At 46.9% G+C, this 17,255-nt stretch carries 17 protein-coding genes and 2 pseudogenes; 12 read left to right on the top strand and 7 right to left on the bottom strand.

Annotated features, from left to right (window positions below; genetic code table 11):
- Position 1 precedes the first annotated feature (1 nt).
- A complete protein-coding gene (gene prlC, locus KXD89_RS01095; RefSeq protein ID WP_001298719.1) occupies positions 2-2,044 on the bottom strand; it encodes an oligopeptidase A in 2,043 nt (680 codons plus the stop codon).
- Between the two features lie 202 nt (positions 2,045-2,246).
- Between prlC and rlmJ the strand changes: the two genes are divergently transcribed.
- Positions 2,247-3,089 (top strand): 23S rRNA (adenine(2030)-N(6))-methyltransferase, encoded by an 843-nt coding sequence (rlmJ, locus tag KXD89_RS01090; protein ID WP_001300574.1) that lies wholly within the window; start codon positions 2,247-2,249, stop codon positions 3,087-3,089.
- A 71-nt stretch (positions 3,090-3,160) separates the two neighbouring features.
- Positions 3,161-4,513 (top strand): glutathione-disulfide reductase, encoded by a 1,353-nt coding sequence (gorA, locus tag KXD89_RS01085; protein WP_000160816.1) that lies wholly within the window; start codon positions 3,161-3,163, stop codon positions 4,511-4,513.
- Positions 4,514-4,566: 53 nt separating this feature from the next.
- Here gorA and dinQ read toward each other — a convergent pair whose 3' ends face one another.
- Positions 4,567-4,650 (bottom strand): damage-inducible type I toxin DinQ, encoded by an 84-nt coding sequence (dinQ, locus tag KXD89_RS01080; RefSeq protein ID WP_001295215.1) that lies wholly within the window; start codon positions 4,648-4,650, stop codon positions 4,567-4,569.
- A gap of 739 nt (positions 4,651-5,389) precedes the next feature.
- Between dinQ and arsR the strand changes: the two genes are divergently transcribed.
- The 4 genes and pseudogenes from arsR to KXD89_RS01060 all read left to right on the top strand — a co-directional run.
- Entirely contained in the window at positions 5,390-5,743 is a 354-nt protein-coding gene (gene arsR, locus KXD89_RS01075) for an As(III)-sensing metalloregulatory transcriptional repressor ArsR (protein WP_000008957.1), read from the top strand.
- A gap of 53 nt (positions 5,744-5,796) precedes the next feature.
- Positions 5,797-7,086 (top strand): arsenite/antimonite:H(+) antiporter ArsB, encoded by a 1,290-nt coding sequence (gene arsB, locus KXD89_RS01070; protein ID WP_000922639.1) that lies wholly within the window; start codon positions 5,797-5,799, stop codon positions 7,084-7,086.
- Between the two features lie 12 nt (positions 7,087-7,098).
- Positions 7,099-7,524 carry a glutaredoxin-dependent arsenate reductase gene (gene arsC, locus KXD89_RS01065; RefSeq protein ID WP_000065769.1) on the top strand — a complete coding sequence of 142 codons (426 nt, stop codon included), beginning with the start codon at positions 7,099-7,101 and terminating at the stop codon, positions 7,522-7,524.
- 628 nt (positions 7,525-8,152) lie between these two features.
- A pseudogene (locus KXD89_RS01060) lies at positions 8,153-8,899 on the top strand (hypothetical protein); the annotation flags it as partial.
- Between the two features lie 144 nt (positions 8,900-9,043).
- Here KXD89_RS01060 and KXD89_RS01055 read toward each other — a convergent pair.
- A complete protein-coding gene (locus tag KXD89_RS01055; RefSeq protein ID WP_000019403.1) occupies positions 9,044-10,024 on the bottom strand; it encodes an IS5-like element IS5 family transposase in 981 nt (326 codons plus the stop codon).
- Positions 10,025-10,089: 65 nt separating this feature from the next.
- Between KXD89_RS01055 and KXD89_RS01050 the strand changes: the two are divergent.
- The 3 genes and pseudogenes from KXD89_RS01050 to KXD89_RS01040 all read left to right on the top strand — a co-directional run.
- Positions 10,090-10,468: pseudogene (locus tag KXD89_RS01050) on the top strand (hypothetical protein); the annotation flags it as partial.
- A gap of 354 nt (positions 10,469-10,822) precedes the next feature.
- On the top strand, positions 10,823-11,389 hold the full coding sequence (slp, locus tag KXD89_RS01045; protein WP_001350553.1) for an outer membrane lipoprotein Slp: 567 nt from the start codon (positions 10,823-10,825) through the stop codon (positions 11,387-11,389).
- Positions 11,390-11,544: 155 nt separating this feature from the next.
- Positions 11,545-12,075 carry a LuxR C-terminal-related transcriptional regulator gene (locus tag KXD89_RS01040; protein ID WP_000478619.1) on the top strand — a complete coding sequence of 177 codons (531 nt, stop codon included), beginning with the start codon at positions 11,545-11,547 and terminating at the stop codon, positions 12,073-12,075.
- A gap of 41 nt (positions 12,076-12,116) precedes the next feature.
- On the opposite strand, the gene KXD89_RS01035 is transcribed toward KXD89_RS01040, so the two are convergent.
- From KXD89_RS01035 to hdeA, 3 genes are all read right to left on the bottom strand, one after another.
- Entirely contained in the window at positions 12,117-12,764 is a 648-nt protein-coding gene (locus tag KXD89_RS01035) for an MgtC/SapB family protein (protein ID WP_001296814.1), read from the bottom strand.
- Between the two features lie 63 nt (positions 12,765-12,827).
- On the bottom strand, positions 12,828-13,154 hold the full coding sequence (gene hdeB, locus KXD89_RS01030; protein WP_001298717.1) for an acid-activated periplasmic chaperone HdeB: 327 nt from the start codon (positions 13,152-13,154) through the stop codon (positions 12,828-12,830).
- A 115-nt stretch (positions 13,155-13,269) separates the two neighbouring features.
- Positions 13,270-13,602 carry an acid-activated periplasmic chaperone HdeA gene (hdeA, locus tag KXD89_RS01025; RefSeq protein WP_000756550.1) on the bottom strand — a complete coding sequence of 111 codons (333 nt, stop codon included), beginning with the start codon at positions 13,600-13,602 and terminating at the stop codon, positions 13,270-13,272.
- Between the two features lie 254 nt (positions 13,603-13,856).
- Between hdeA and hdeD the strand changes: the two genes are divergently transcribed.
- Complete coding sequence (hdeD, locus tag KXD89_RS01020; RefSeq protein ID WP_000965672.1) at positions 13,857-14,429, top strand: acid-resistance protein HdeD; 573 nt, start codon at positions 13,857-13,859, stop codon at positions 14,427-14,429.
- Positions 14,430-15,227: 798 nt separating this feature from the next.
- Positions 15,228-15,755, top strand: coding sequence for an acid resistance transcriptional activator GadE (gene gadE / locus KXD89_RS01015; RefSeq protein ID WP_000576690.1), 528 nt, complete (start codon positions 15,228-15,230; stop codon positions 15,753-15,755).
- On the opposite strand, the gene KXD89_RS01010 is transcribed toward gadE, so the two are convergent.
- Complete coding sequence (locus KXD89_RS01010) at positions 15,756-16,034, bottom strand: hypothetical protein (protein WP_001205329.1); 279 nt, start codon at positions 16,032-16,034, stop codon at positions 15,756-15,758.
- A gap of 107 nt (positions 16,035-16,141) precedes the next feature.
- Here KXD89_RS01010 and mdtE point away from each other — a divergent pair, with 107 nt between their 5' ends.
- Positions 16,142-17,251: a multidrug transporter subunit MdtE gene (gene mdtE / locus KXD89_RS01005; protein ID WP_001340474.1), complete on the top strand. Its 1,110-nt coding sequence runs from the start codon at positions 16,142-16,144 to the stop codon at positions 17,249-17,251.
- Positions 17,252-17,255: the final 4 nt, after the last annotated feature.

Below are 17,255 nucleotides of genomic sequence, written 5' to 3'. Positions count from 1 at the left end.
ATCAGCCCTTAATGCCGTAATGCTCCAGCATCGCATCCAGCTGCGGTTCACGACCACGGAAGCGTTTGAACAGATCCATCGGCTCTTCTGAACCGCCACGGCTCAGAATGTTGTCGAGGAACGACTGCCCGGTTTCACGGTTGAAAATGCCCTCTTCCTCAAAGCGCGAGAAAGCATCTGCCGCCAGTACGTCAGCCCACAGGTAGCTGTAGTAACCTGCGGCATAACCACCGGCGAAAATATGGCTGAAAGCGTGCGGGAAACGGCCCCAGGACGGAGATGGCACCACGGCAACCAGTTTCTTGATTTCTGCCAGAGTTTCGAGGATTTTTGCCCCCTGATCCGGGCGGAACTCGGCATGAAGGCGGAAATCAAACAGGCCGAACTCCAGCTGACGCAGAATAAACAGCGCCGCCTGGTAGTTCTTCGCCGCCAGCATTTTATCCAGCAACTCTTTCGGCAGCGGTTCGCCGGTTTCATAGTGACCAGAGATAAACGCCAGCGCCTCCGGCTCCCAGCACCAGTTTTCCATAAACTGACTCGGCAGTTCGACCGCATCCCACGGCACACCGCTGATACCGGAAACACCAGCGGTTTCGATGCGGGTCAGCATATGGTGCAGGCCGTGACCGAACTCGTGGAAGAGGGTGATCACTTCGTCGTGAGTGAACAGCGCCGGTTTACCATTTACCGGGCGGTTGAAGTTACAAGTCAAATACGCGACCGGTTTTTGCAAAGAACCATCAGCTTTACGCATCTGGCCTACGCAGTCATCCATCCACGCCCCGCCGCGCTTGTTTTCACGGGCATACAGATCGAGGTAGAAGCTACCGCGCAGTTCGTTATTTTCGTCATACAGTTCGAAGAAACGTACATCCGGATGCCAGACATCAACATCTTTACGCTCTTTAGCGGTGATGCCGTAAATACGCTTAACCACTTCAAACAGGCCGTTAACCGCTTTGTTTTCCGGGAAGTACGGACGCAGCTGTTCGTCACTGATGCTGTAGAGGTGCTGTTTTTGTTTTTCGCTGTAGTAAGCGATATCCCACGGCTGCAACTCATCGACGCCAAATTCGGCTTTGGCAAAGGCACGCAATTGCGCCAGCTCTTTTTCGCCTTGTGGACGCGCGCGTTTTGCCAGATCGGTTAAGAAATCCAGCACCTGCTGCGGGTTTTCTGCCATTTTAGTGGCAAGGGATTTAAAGGCGTAGTTTTCAAAGCCCAGCAGTTGCGCCAGTTCGTGACGCAGCGCGAGGATCTCTTCCATCACCTTGCTGTTATCCCATTTACCGGCGTTTGGGCCTTGATCGGAGGCGCGGGTGCTGTAAGCGCGATACATCTCTTCACGCAGAGCCTGGTTGTCGCAGTAGGTCATTACCGGCAAGTAGCTTGGGATATCCAGCGTCAGCAAATAACCTTCCAGCTCTTTCGCTTCGGCCTGGGCTTTTGCCGCAGCCAGCGCGCTTTCTGGCATCCCCGCCAGCTCCGCTTCGTCGGTAACGAGTTTGGTCCAGCCCATTGTCGCATCGAGGACGTTGTTGCTGTACTGGTTGCCCAGTTCAGAAAGACGGGTCGCAATTTCGCCGTAACGCTGCTGTTTCTCTTTCGGCAGACCTATGCCAGAGAGTTCAAAGTCGCGCAGTGCGTTATCAACCGCTTTCTTCTGCGCCGTGTTCAGCGTGGCGTAATGATCGCCATCGCGCAGGTCGCGATACGCTTTATACAGCCCTTCATGTTGCCCTACCCAGGTGCTGTATTCCGACAGCAGCGGCAGGGTTTGTTCGTAGGCTTCACGCAGTTCCGGGCTATTTTTCACCGAGTTCAGGTGGCTGACCGGGGAGAAGATACGCCCCAACACATCGTCCACTTCCGCCAGCGGCTGGCAGAGATTTTCCCAGGTGTACGGTGCCCCTTGCGCTACTACGCGCTCCACGTTTTCGCGGCAGTCGTTCAATGCCTTAGTCACGGCTGGAACGACATGTTCCGGGAGAATTTTAGAAAACGGAGGCAATTCAAAGGGAGTCAGTAACGGATTCGTCATTCGCGCAGTCCTGGTTAAAGAGGTTAAGGAAGCGCTCAACAGGCGCTTTACATAATGTGTGTAGCATGGGGTTAAGTGTAGTGAATTTCAATGAGAAACGTTACGCTTTCGCGGCGGCGGCCTCTTTTCGGTATACTGTCCTGATACGCTTTTGTGCGCCCCGAATACGGGCCGATTTTTACTTACCGGAACACCTTTACCCATGCTCAGTTATCGCCACAGCTTTCACGCTGGCAACCACGCCGACGTCCTTAAACATACCGTTCAGAGCCTGATCATCGAGTCGCTGAAAGAGAAAGATAAACCGTTTCTCTATCTCGACACCCACGCAGGGGCCGGGCGTTATCAGTTAGGCAGCGAACATGCCGAGCGTACCGGCGAATATCTCGAAGGCATCGCCCGTATCTGGCAGCAGGACGATTTGCCCGCAGAACTGGAGGCGTACATCAATGTGGTAAAACACTTCAACCGTAGCGGTCAGTTGCGTTACTACCCCGGTTCGCCGTTGATTGCTCGCCTGCTACTGCGTGAACAGGACAGCCTGCAACTGACCGAACTGCACCCGAGCGATTACCCGTTGTTGCGTTCTGAATTTCAGAAAGATAGCCGTGCGCGTGTCGAAAAAGCCGACGGTTTCCAGCAGCTTAAGGCCAAACTGCCGCCGGTTTCCCGCCGTGGTTTAATCCTTATCGACCCGCCGTATGAAATGAAAACTGACTATCAAGCGGTGGTCAGCGGGATAGCAGAAGGTTACAAACGTTTCGCCACTGGTATTTACGCACTGTGGTATCCGGTGGTGCTGCGTCAGCAAATTAAGCGCATGATCCACGATCTGGAAGCGACCGGTATTCGCAAAATTCTGCAAATTGAACTGGCGGTACTGCCAGACAGCGATCGCCGTGGCATGACCGCTTCCGGCATGATTGTGATTAACCCGCCGTGGAAACTGGAACAACAGATGAATAACGTGCTGCCGTGGCTGCACAGCAAACTGGTTCCGGCAGGCACCGGGCACGCCACCGTAAGCTGGATCGTGCCGGAGTAATTGCAGCCATTGCTGGCACCTATTACGTCTCGCGCTACAATCGCGGTAATCAACGATAAGGACACTTTGTCATGACTAAACACTATGATTACATCGCCATCGGCGGCGGCAGCGGCGGTATCGCCTCCATCAACCGCGCGGCTATGTACGGCCAGAAATGTGCGCTGATTGAAGCCAAAGAGCTGGGCGGCACCTGCGTAAATGTTGGCTGTGTGCCGAAAAAAGTGATGTGGCACGCGGCGCAAATCCGTGAAGCGATCCATATGTACGGCCCGGATTATGGTTTTGATACCACTATCAATAAATTCAACTGGGAAACGTTGATCGCCAGCCGTACCGCCTATATCGACCGTATTCATACTTCCTATGAAAACGTGCTCGGTAAAAATAACGTTGATGTAATCAAAGGCTTTGCCCGCTTCGTTGATGCCAAAACGCTGGAGGTAAACGGCGAAACCATCACGGCCGATCATATTCTGATCGCCACAGGCGGTCGTCCGAGCCACCCGGATATTCCGGGCGTGGAATACGGTATTGATTCTGATGGCTTCTTCGCCCTTCCTGCTTTGCCAGAGCGCGTGGCGGTTGTTGGCGCGGGTTACATCGCCGTTGAGCTGGCGGGCGTGATTAACGGCCTCGGCGCGAAAACGCATCTGTTTGTGCGTAAACATGCGCCGCTGCGCAGCTTCGACCCGATGATTTCCGAAACGCTGGTCGAAGTGATGAACGCCGAAGGCCCGCAGCTGCACACCAACGCCATCCCGAAAGCGGTAGTGAAAAATACCGATGGTAGCCTGACGCTGGAGCTGGAAGATGGTCGCAGTGAAACGGTGGATTGCCTGATTTGGGCGATTGGTCGCGAGCCTGCCAATGACAACATCAACCTGGAAGCCGCTGGCGTTAAAACTAACGAAAAAGGCTATATCGTCGTCGATAAATATCAAAACACCAATATTGAAGGTATTTACGCGGTGGGCGATAACACGGGTGCAGTGGAGCTGACACCGGTGGCAGTTGCAGCGGGTCGCCGTCTCTCTGAACGCCTGTTTAATAACAAGCCGGATGAGCATCTGGATTACAGCAACATTCCGACCGTGGTCTTCAGCCATCCGCCGATTGGTACTGTTGGTTTAACGGAACCGCAGGCGCGCGAGCAGTATGGCGACGATCAGGTGAAAGTGTATAAATCCTCTTTCACCGCGATGTATACCGCCGTCACCACTCACCGCCAGCCGTGCCGCATGAAGCTGGTGTGCGTTGGATCGGAAGAGAAGATTGTCGGTATTCACGGCATTGGCTTTGGTATGGACGAAATGTTGCAGGGCTTCGCGGTGGCGCTGAAGATGGGGGCAACCAAAAAAGACTTCGACAATACCGTCGCCATTCACCCAACGGCGGCAGAAGAGTTCGTGACAATGCGTTAAATGTTAAAGGGCTAAGAGTAGTGTGCTCTTAGCCCTTAATTACGTTTCCGCTATCAGTTCAGAAGCTGAAGCAGAAAGCGGATCAGTTCCAGCAGCGCAATTAACGCCCCTAGAACGATGATTGCTTTATCAATCACCCGTTTTCTCCATGCGATGGAGTGAGAATGCATCCGCTTACTCATCCACTGCCTGTCACGGCGCATGTCTCATTGTTAGATAAGAACTCTCTCACTCCGGCCAGAGCATCAGTTAACGGCACCACCCGTACTTCTGACCAGGACTTTGAAAGCGTTTATGCGCATTGCCAGAGTGAAAATGCCTCAGAGCTAACTGGATAATCATACAGTACATGCAGGTTATAAAACCAGCACGTCCTTGCAATAGTTTCAGTATGGTATTAGCATTGATGCGTTAGATGATGGCTATCTCACTCCAGTCAGAGCCACCAACTCAGGGCTGGAAAGTAAAAAACCGACGCAAAGTCGGTTTTTTTACATCCGGATTCGGACAAGGCTTAATATGACGATGACCCAGTGAAAGTATATAAATCGTCACTGCGATATATACCGAAGTGCTCCCTCCGCCAGCTGAAGAAATCGCTAATTCTTGCAATGTTAGCCACTGGCTAATAGTATTGAGCTGTTAGATAAGAACTCTCTCACTCCAGCCAGAGCCACCAACTCAGGGCTGGAAAGTAAAAAACCGACGCAAAGTCGGTTTTTTTACGTCCTGATTCAGACCTCCTTTCAAATGAATAGCCAACTCAAAATTCACACCTATTACCTTCCTCTGCACTTACACATTCGTTAAGTCATATATGTTTTTGACTTATCCGCTTCGAAGAGAGACACTACCTGCAACAATCAGGAGCGCAATATGTCATTTCTGTTACCCATCCAATTGTTCAAAATTCTTGCTGATGAAACCCGTCTGGGCATCGTTTTACTGCTCAGCGAACTGGGAGAGTTATGCGTCTGCGATCTCTGCACTGCTCTCGACCAGTCGCAGCCCAAGATCTCCCGCCACCTGGCATTGCTGCGTGAAAGCGGGCTATTGCTGGACCGCAAGCAAGGTAAGTGGGTTCATTACCGCTTATCACCGCATATTCCAGCATGGGCGGCGAAAATTATTGATGAGGCCTGGCGATGTGAACAGGAAAAGGTTCAGGCGATTGTCCGCAACCTGGCTCGACAAAACTGTTCCGGGGACAGTAAGAACATTTGCAGTTAAAAATTTAGCTAAACACATATGAATTTTCAGATGTGTTTTATCCGGGAGGCATTATGTTACTGGCAGGCGCTATCTTTGTCCTGACCATCGTATTGGTTATCTGGCAGCCGAAAGGTTTAGGCATCGGCTGGAGTGCAACGCTCGGCGCAGTACTGGCGTTAGTTACGGGCGTGGTCCATCCGGGTGATATTCCGGTGGTGTGGAATATCGTCTGGAACGCGACGGCTGCGTTTATCGCCGTCATTATCATCAGCCTGCTGCTGGATGAGTCCGGCTTTTTTGAATGGGCGGCGCTGCACGTCTCACGCTGGGGTAATGGTCGTGGTCGCTTGCTGTTTACCTGGATTGTCCTGCTCGGTGCTGCCGTTGCCGCCCTGTTTGCCAATGATGGCGCGGCGCTTATTTTGACACCGATTGTCATCGCCATGCTGCTGGCTTTAGGGTTCAGTAAAGGCACTACGCTGGCGTTCGTGATGGCGGCCGGATTCATTGCCGATACCGCCAGCCTGCCGCTTATTGTCTCCAACCTGGTGAATATCGTTTCCGCTGATTTCTTTGGCCTCGGCTTTCGCGAATACGCCTCGGTGATGGTGCCGGTGGATATCGCCGCGATTGTTGCCACGCTGGTGATGTTACATCTCTATTTTCGCAAAGATATTCCGCAGAACTACGATATGGCGCTGCTGAAATCTCCCGCAGAAGCGATCAAAGATCCTGCTACGTTCAAAACTGGCTGGGTTGTTTTACTGCTTCTGCTGGTGGGATTTTTCGTCCTGGAACCGCTCGGCATTCCGGTGAGCGCCATTGCAGCTGTGGGCGCGCTGATATTATTTGTCGTCGCTAAACGCGGTCATGCGATTAATACGGGTAAAGTCCTGCGCGGTGCCCCCTGGCAGATTGTCATCTTCTCGCTCGGCATGTATCTGGTGGTTTATGGCCTGCGCAATGCCGGATTAACGGAATATCTTTCTGGCGTACTCAACGTGCTGGCGGATAACGGCCTGTGGGCCGCGACGCTCGGCACCGGATTCCTCACCGCCTTCCTCTCTTCTATTATGAACAATATGCCGACGGTACTGGTTGGCGCGTTGTCCATTGATGGCAGCACGGCATCTGGCGTTATCAAAGAAGCGATGGTTTATGCCAATGTGATTGGCTGCGATTTGGGACCGAAAATTACCCCAATTGGTAGCCTGGCTACGCTACTCTGGCTGCACGTACTTTCGCAGAAGAATATGACTATCAGCTGGGGATATTACTTCCGTACAGGGATTATCATGACCCTGCCTGTGCTGTTTGTGACGCTGGCTGCGCTGGCGCTACGTCTCTCTTTCACTTTGTAATGAGATACTGATATGAGCAACATTACCATTTATCACAACCCGGCCTGCGGCACGTCGCGTAATACGCTGGAGATGATCCGCAACAGCGGCACAGAACCGACTATTATCCATTATCTGGAAACTCCGCCAACGCGCGATGAACTGGTCAAACTCATTGCCGATATGGGGATTTCCGTACGCGCGCTGCTGCGTAAAAACGTCGAACCGTATGAGGAGCTGGGCCTTGCGGAAGATAAATTTACTGACGATCGGTTAATCGACTTTATGCTTCAGCACCCGATTCTGATTAATCGCCCGATTGTGGTGACGCCGCTGGGAACTCGCCTGTGCCGCCCTTCAGAAGTGGTGCTGGAAATTCTGCCAGATGCGCAAAAAGGCGCATTCTCCAAGGAAGATGGCGAGAAAGTGGTTGATGAAGCGGGTAAGCGCCTGAAATAAAGCGGCGATATCCCCCCCACAGGTTGTTAGAAAAGTGCGCTTTATTTATGTCGGATGCGACGCTGGCGCGTCTTATCCGACCTACAAAGTTATGAAAATTCGATGAATAGTATGTTATTTGTAGGCCTGACAGGCGTAGCGCATCAGGCGATTTTGCTATTTACACAGTACTCCCTGCGTGAGATTCCAATTATCGCGTCCAGCATGGTGTATCAGTGAGCTGCTTAGTTATCAGCGATACAGCGCAGTAGTTTAAAGACGTACTGGATTATGATTTATCAGTGGTTTACACAACAAATTATTAAATAATTATAAGATACCTTAACCCATTTTATTATTACACATCTAAAACATCACAAAAAAAATCACTTCACACACTATCAGAGAACATAATAACTTTTTAAAATGAGCGCATTTTGATAGTTGTTAACGATTTCCTTTACGATACTATCACTACCCTTTTTTTACACACAAATATTACCGGGTGGAGATAAAAGGGAAATCAAAGGTAATTATATCAGGAAGATATAACGCATTACATTTATTGTGTGTAGAAGAAAATCCATTCCTGTTCTAATTATCCAATTTAAACATCTTAGCATAAAACAAATGATGAATAAGGAATTTTATGTCAATTGACTTTACCCCAGGTATAATAAATACATATCACGGCGATATTTATAACTGCACAACAAATACCGATAATGCTAAAACGCCAGACACACCGAAGTGGCCTTGCGATAATTGGGAAGAACAACAACCCATTAATTCCACATTCTCTGGAGAAGGATATATCTCTGATCAATATGATTTAGCGCAACACCAACTTCAACAAATTAATGCGTGCCACACGAACACTACATATACAAATGCAGACTACTCAAAAGTTGTGGCTCAACTTGTAAGTCTTATTACTAACATTGAAACGATAAGTTCGACACAACTTACGCAACAGACACAATCAATACTTAATCAGATTAATAACATTAGATATGAAAAAAACAAAAGTGCTGAATGTCGAATCATTGTTATCGCTAATCCTAAACCCGACAAGGCAATCATAACTAAAATTAGCGTAGAAGAGGGAATACCCATAACATTCAGTGTCCAAACCATGTTTTCAGATACTAATTTTATTGCTGAACAACGAGCTGACTTACCAACTAATATAAAAGATATTCAAAGCCTGTATCAAAAAATGACGAAGTTATATATTGAGCACAGTGAAAATAAAAACAGGATGAAAGTCTTTGCCGGAACCAACTTTATTGATTTCAATATGACAGGACAGAACCTGTCCGGGTTCGTTCTAACCTTGTCAAGGTTTTATTTCGAAGATCTACTTAATATAAATTTCACTGACGCAAATTTAGGGAAGGTGCGAATAAGCGGGGAAATTCTTCTCGGCTGACTCAGTCATTTCATTTCTTCATGTTTGAGCCGATTTTTTCTCCCGTAAATGCCTTGAATCAGCCTATTTAGACCGTTTCTTCGCCATTTAAGGCGTTATCCCCAGTTTTTAGTGAGATCTCTCCCACTGACGTATCATTTGGTCCGCCCGAAACAGGTTGGCCAGCGTGAATAACATCGCCAGTTGGTTATCGTTTTTCAGCAACCCCTTGTATCTGGCTTTCACGAAGCCGAACTGTCGCTTGATGATGCGAAATGGGTGCTCCACCCTGGCCCGGATGCTGGCTTTCATGTATTCGATGTTGATGGCCGTTTTGTTCTTGCGTGGATGCTGTTTCAAGGTTCTTACCTTGCCGGGGCGCTCGGCGATCAGCCAGTCCACATCCACCTCGGCCAGCTCCTCGCGCTGTGGCGCCCCTTGGTAGCCGGCATCGGCTGAGACAAATTGCTCCTCTCCATGCAGCAGATTACCCAGCTGATTGAGGTCATGCTCGTTGGCCGCGGTGGTGACCAGGCTGTGGGTCAGGCCACTCTTGGCATCGACACCAATGTGGGCCTTCATGCCAAAGTGCCACTGATTGCCTTTCTTGGTCTGATGCATCTCCGGATCGCGTTGCTGCTCTTTGTTCTTGGTCGAGCTGGGTGCCTCAATGATGGTGGCATCGACCAAGGTGCCTTGAGTCATCATGACGCCTGCTTCGGCCAGCCAGCGATTGATGGTCTTGAACAATTGGCGGGCCAGTTGATGCTGCTCCAGCAGGTGGCGGAAATTCATGATGGTGGTGCGGTCCGGCAAGGCGCTATCCAGGGATAACCGGGCAAACAGACGCATGGAGGCGATTTCGTACAGAGCATCTTCCATCGCGCCATCGCTCAGGTTGTACCAATGCTGCATGCAGTGAATGCGTAGCATGGTTTCCAGCGGATAAGGTCGCCGGCCATTACCAGCCTTGGGGTAAAACGGCTCGATGACTTCCACCATGTTTTGCCATGGCAGAATCTGCTCCATGCGGGACAAGAAAATCTCTTTTCTGGTCTGACGGCGCTTACTGCTGAATTCACTGTCGGCGAAGGTAAGTTGATGACTCATGATGAACCCTGTTCTATGGCTCCAGATGACAAACATGATCTCATATCAGGGACTTGTTCGCACCTTCCTTAGGTGACACTATTTTTTTACATAAAGAACACCCTACCCCCAAATTATATAAAGATGGACAATATCTTGACAAACAAATCGAAGGTTTATTTTCAACATTATTAACCATTAATGACAACCTTTTACGAGCAAAAGCGGAAATTGCTTCGACAATAATTAAATTTTTAGAGGCCAGGATAACCAATCTTTCATACAATGACATATTAAAATATCAGCAAGAATTCCAAAGACAATGTTATAAGCAAGTTAAAGCCTTTACGACACTCTCCCGATACAATAAAATTCAAACATGGGCAGAAATGTCTGAATATCAATTCGAAGTATTTCAATACGAGACGCTTAACCCAAAAAAAATGTCACACACGCCTTATTTAAAGAGGCCACTGCCTAATGAAAAAGATATAAATTATGGGGTGGAAATAGAAATACCATCTGGTAAAAGAATTCGCTTATCAAATCATTACCAGAATATAATACCATAATATTGATTATTAGCACTTTATAATCATTGAATAAAAATAGATTTTATGTACTTTTAAAACAATGCACTATATTATGGGGTGATGGATATTCATGTCACGCCCCAAAATTAACTGAGTTCACCTAAACAGAAAGGATATAAACATCAGACAGGTTTACGTTACTATCAGGCATATCACCTCAGAATCAGATGAAAACTATAAAGAAATATCTATTATGGTTTTAATATTTGTTGATAAGGATAGTAACATGAACATGACAAAAGGTGCACTCATCCTCAGCCTTTCATTTTTGCTTGCCGCATGTAGTTCAATTCCGCAAAATATCAAAGGCAATAACCAACCTGATATTCAAAAAAGTTTTGTTGCTGTTCATAACCAGCCGGGGTTATATGTTGGTCAACAAGCGCGCTTTGGTGGGAAGGTTATCAACGTTATCAATGGCAAAACGGATACGTTGTTAGAAATCTCTGTATTACCGTTGGATAGCTATGCGAAGCCTGATATTGAAGCCAACTATCAGGGCCGACTGCTCGCCAGACAAAGCGGCTTCCTTGATCCAGTGAACTATCGTAATCACTTTGTTACCATCCTCGGCACCATTCAGGGTGAACAACCTGGCTTTATCAATAAAGTCCCGTATAACTTCCTGGAAGTGAATATGCAGGGCATCCAGGTGTGGCATTTGAGAGAAGTGGTTAATACCACCTATAACCTGTGGGATTACGGCTATGGTGCATTCTGGCCGGAACCGGGCTGGGGTGCGCCTTACTACACCAATGCGGTGAGTCAGGTAACACCTGAGCTGGTCAAATAACACCACCGAAAGATGCAGATGCTTTCTCAGCATCTGCATCATGCATTACATCAAATTAATACACAGTAAGCTAACTATTATTATTATAAGCCCTGTCCTGTTAATTACCTTTGGCAAACTGATTATAAAGTTAATGTCCGCACCAGGAGTCGGTTATGTTTCTTATAATTACCAGGGATACGATGTTCTTCACCGCGATGAAAAACATTCTGAGTAAAGGTAATGTCGTTCATATACAGAACGAAGAAGAGATCGACGTAATGTTGCATCAGAATGCCTTCGTCATTATTGATACATTAATGAATAATGTATTTCATTCTAATTTTCTCACTCAAATTGAACGATTAAAACCTGTCCATGTCATTATTTTCTCCCCCTTTAATATTAAACGCTGCCTGGGGAAAGTGCCGGTGACCTTTGTTCCGCGGACTATCACTATCATTGATTTTGTCGCACTCATCAATGGCAGTTACTGCTCTGTGCCTGAAGCGGCTGTGTCACTTTCGCGCAAGCAACATCAGGTTCTGAGCTGCATTGCGAATCAAATGACAACGGAAGATATTCTGGAGAAACTGAAAATATCGCTAAAAACGTTCTACTGCCATAAACACAATATCATGATGATCCTCAATCTTAAGCGGATCAATGAGCTGGTACGCCATCAGCATATTGATTATCTGGTGTGAATTTCAGGCTTACGGTGAGTCTGGCTACGCTGCCACACAGATTAGCTAATTGAAACGCCTTTCACCCCTGCCATACCTTTTAATAATCGCAACAGGTCTTCTATCGACGTTGTGGCATGAAGCTGGATATCAATGGCGACCACTTCATGATCTTCATTTTCCTGCAACGAAACTAAATCAGTTTTTATTTTTTGCTGCTTAAACCAGTCGAGCATTGATACCGTATTACCGTTCACTAATGTCAGCTGTAAATGGTAATTTTTGTTCATCAGGCGGAAGGTTAATTGATGGAAGACTTCCAGCACCAACAAGGTCATCACTGAACCATAAATACCCAGTTCGTACATACCGCTGCCAATAACCATACCTATGGCGGCGGTCACCCAGATATCCGCTGCCGTCGTCAGACCTACAATATTTTGGTTACGAACGAGAATGTTACCTGCACCGATAAACCCGACGCCCGTCACCACCTGAGCAGCAATACGGCTGGGGTCGAGTCCGACGTGATCTAAAGACAGCACGTCAGCAAAACCATATTTCGAAACAATCATAAACAGGGCGCTTCCCATGCCAATTAATACATGTGTGCGTAACCCTGCTCCTTTGCCGCGCATTTGCCTTTCCATGCCAATAGCGCCACAGGCAATTGCCGCGAGTATAAGACGTATAATAAATTCTGCTGTCATATAAAAATGCAAAAAGGAGCAGCAAGATGGCTCAACTTGCTACTCCTTTTTACTTGCACCTCATTAATTCGGCAAGTCATTAGATGCTTGATTTTTGAAGGTATACAAATTTTTCTGCGGGTTTTTCTTACAGTATTCGATCACTTTAGGAATTTGAGTGAGATCGGTTTCATTTAAAGTAACGGTATCGCCACCTTTATATACTGTTTCTTCATGCAGCATCCACCATGCAACCGGGGTCATTGCTTTTGGATTCAGATCAATAAATTCCTGGCAGGTCATATCTTTAGCGGATTCATTGGCTGCCAACGCAGATTGTGCGTTCACCAGTGACAAAGCCGCTACAGCGCCCATAAAAATAAACGCTTTACGGAGAGATGAAATATTCATTTTGTAACCCATTCAATATAGAGATTATATATGAACAGGAGGAATAGCTGCTTTTAAAGAAGATATTCCGGCCTGTTCAATATGCAAGGAAGTACGATGTAACGCATTCCCGGAATTACATATCTTTCTTAATTTTGTCCCATTCGCCTTTAACTTTATCTTTAAAGTTGGCTTGTTTATCCTGAGTACAAGCCTGAACGATAGCTGGGGTTACGGTTGCAATACCCTGAACATCTAAAACCGCATCTTCTGGTTTATCTTTGTTGTTCAGCGCTTCAGCAAAACCAACTGCAGTTGGCTGGAAGGATTCGTCCACAGCCAGGAAATCTTCACAGGTCCAGGAGTTGACCGGTTTTTTGTTATCAGCTGCTTTTTGCGCATCCGCTGCATTGCTCACAACTGGCAGAAGAAGCAGACCACCAAGAATAACGCCTAATACTTTTTTCATCGTAATATCCTCAACTATAAAGTGAAAGAGCCGTCACGAATCAATTTCGACACTGAGGTTATAACCTGGTTTTCTGTATATGTCATGTTGATGGAAAATATCAAAATCAGATATTTTTATTTCAATACAATGAGTTACAGATGCATCAGATACTGCAATTAGGAAATTTTTATTAAATCGACTGCATTCTTAGACGCGTTTTTGGCATAGATTGATAGCAGGGGATTTTCTTCTTAATTTTATAGGGTGGTTCTATGTTATATATAGATAAGGCAACAATTTTGAAGTTTGATCTGGAGATGCTTAAAAAACATCGCAGAGCAATCCAGTTTATTGCCGTGCTGCTGTTTATCGTCGGGTTGCTGTGTATCAGTTTCCCGTTCGTCTCTGGCGATATTTTAAGCACAGTAGTGGGTGCATTATTAATCTGCTCGGGTATTGCGCTTATTGTCGGGTTATTCAGCAACCGCAGTCATAATTTCTGGCCGGTATTATCCGGTTTCCTCGTCGCAGTCGCCTATTTATTGATCGGCTATTTCTTCATCCGCGCACCGGAGCTGGGCATTTTTGCCATTGCGGCATTTATTGCCGGTTTGTTCTGTGTTGCAGGGGTTATTCGCCTGATGAGTTGGTATCGTCAGCGTTCAATGAAAGGCAGCTGGCTACAGCTCGTTATTGGTGTGCTGGATATCGTCATTGCCTGGATATTCCTTGGTGCAACGCCGATGGTGTCTGTAACGCTGGTTTCCACACTGGTGGGAATTGAACTGATATTTAGCGCCGCCAGCCTGTTCAGCTTCGCCAGTTTGTTCGTTAAGCAGCAATAATTACCCCGGTTGTCACCCGGATCATAGTCACTTGATGTGACTATGATCCGATTAATACTCTCTCCGCTACGCAGTGTTGTAGATCAATTGCGCACTATCATTGAAATAATTACCTGCTAGTGATTATTTCAACCTACTGAATTTCATCTAATTTTTTTCACTCTATGGCAAATTAGCCATTTCAAACATTATCATGGCTGATATTTTCCGTAGTCAGGTTTAATGTTTTAAAAGTGCTGTGGGAAAGTGAACAAAGAGTTCCGTAAGCGTTGATGCTATGGGCGGTTAAATAAGTAATCCGGGTTCATTTTTTTGCAACTGGCGTTGATTACATTGCATAAATATCCGTGTCTCCAGACGCTATATAAAAACCTGAAGACATGAATGCGTTATTTACTCAGGTAATTTCAATGCGTTAAAAGAAAGCTGGCAATCCAATTGCCAGCTTAAGTCGAAACAAGGAGACTCGATATTTAAATCGGATTACATTTTAACTTTAGTAATATTCTTCAGAGATCACAAACTGGTTATTGATAACTTATTCTTGGGCAGTAATCCGCAAACGTTAACTTTTTGTTTGCTATTTACAAGCTGATAACAACCAGGAATCTTACTTAGGATCAATATATGGAGTGCGTGATGGATAAATCTGAAGTATTGATTAGTGTTAATAGACGTATTAGTTCACGAAGGGTAAAGTTCTTATAGGCGTTTACTATATTGAACAACGATTCGGACAAGGATGTAAATAATGAAAAGGATGACATATTCGAAACGATAACGGCTAAGGAGCAAGTTATGATTTTTCTCATGACGAAAGATTCTTTTCTTTTACAGGGCTTTTGGCAGTTGAAAGATAATCACGAAATGATAAAAATCAATTCCCTGTCAGAGATCAAAAAAGTAGGCAATAAACCCTTCAAGGTTATCATTGATACCTATCACAATCATATCCTTGATGAAGAAGCGATTAAATTTCTGGAGAAATTAGATGCCGAGAGAATTATTGTTTTGGCACCTTATCACATCAGTAAACTAAAAGCTAAAGCGCCTATTTATTTTGTTAGCCGCAAAGAAAGTATCAAAAATCTTCTTGAGATTACTTATGGTAAACACTTGCCCCATAAGAATTCACAATTATGTTTTTCACATAATCAGTTCAAAATTATGCAACTGATTCTGAAAAATAAAAATGAAAGCAATATCACGTCGACGCTCAATATTTCGCAACAAACATTAAAGATTCAGAAATTCAACATTATGTACAAGCTGAAACTAAGACGTATGAGCGACATCGTCACCCTGGGTATCACATCTTATTTTTAGTCAGGACATAAGCAACTGAAATTGATGGCTGGCATGACGAGGGATGCAGATGCTGATTTCATTACCCCCGGTGATTACTAAAGGAGAGGCTAAAACGACTTTATTCCCCTGGTATGTGTATCCACCAGTAGAACCCTTCGTTGCCCGAATGCTGGCAGGAACTGTTGGCAGAACGGCAACATTTTTTTTGTCGTTGACCTCACCATGTCGATCACTGTGCCTGTATCCCACCTTACTGGCTGACAACCCCACTATGCCGCTGGTCTGTAAATCCCTCATATCTCTCCTCGCGCGCAATTTAAAGAACCGTTATTTCTCAAGAATTTTCAGGGACTAAAATGAACAGAAGAAGAAAGCTGTTAATACCGTTGTTATTCTGCGGCGCGATGCTCACCGCCTGCGATGACAAATCGGCGGAAAACGCCGCCGCCATGACGCCTGAGGTCGGTGTCGTCACACTCTCCCCCGGTTCGGTCAATGTGTTGAGCGAATTGCCCGGTAGAACCGTTCCTTATGAAGTTGCCGAGATACGTCCCCAGGTGGGCGGTATTATCATTAAACGCAACTTTATCGAAGGCGATAAAGTGAACCAGGGCGATTCGCTGTATCAGATTGATCCTGCACCTTTACAGGCCGAGCTAAACTCCGCCAAAGGCTCGCTGGCGAAAGCGCTCTCTACCGCCAGCAATGCCCGCATCACCTTTAACCGCCAGGCATCGTTGCTGAAGACCAACTACGTTAGCCGTCAGGATTACGACACCGCGCGCACCCAGTTGAATGAAGCAGAAGCCAATGTCACCGTCGCCAAAGCGGCTGTTGAACAGGCGACGATCAATCTGCAATACGCGAATGTCACCTCGCCGATTACGGGCGTCAGCGGGAAATCGTCGGTGACCGTCGGCGCACTCGTTACCGCTAATCAGGCAGATTCGCTGGTTACCGTACAACGTCTGGACCCGATTTATGTCGATCTCACGCAGTCGGTGCAAGATTTCTTACGCATGAAAGAAGAGGTCGCCAGTGGGCAAATCAAACAGGTTCAGGGCAGTACGCCAGTACAGCTCAATCTGGAAAATGGTAAACGCTACAGCCAGACCGGCACGCTGAAATTCTCCGACCCGACAGTGGATGAAACCACGGGCTCCGTGACGTTACGGGCGATTTTCCCCAACCCAAATGGTGACTTGCTGCCTGGCATGTACGTCACGGCATTAGTGGATGAAGGTAGCCGCCAGAATGTATTACTGGTGCCGCAGGAAGGCGTCACCCACAACGCCCAGGGTAAAGCAACGGCGCTCATTCTGGATAAAGACGATGTCGTGCAGCTACGCGAAATTGAAGCCAGCAAAGCCATCGGCGACCAGTGGGTCGTCACCTCTGGCTTGCAGGCTGGCGATCGGGTGATCGTTTCCGGTTTGCAACGCATTCGTCCGGGTATCAAAGCACGAGCAATTTCCTCCAGCCAGGAAAACGCCAGCACCGAATCGAAACAATAACGTT

This window comes from Escherichia sp. TC-EC600-tetX4 (genome assembly GCF_019356055.1).
Classification (GTDB): Bacteria; Pseudomonadota; Gammaproteobacteria; order Enterobacterales; family Enterobacteriaceae.
Note: the sequence above shows the minus strand (reverse complement) of the source record. Positions and strands in the feature narration are given on the sequence as shown.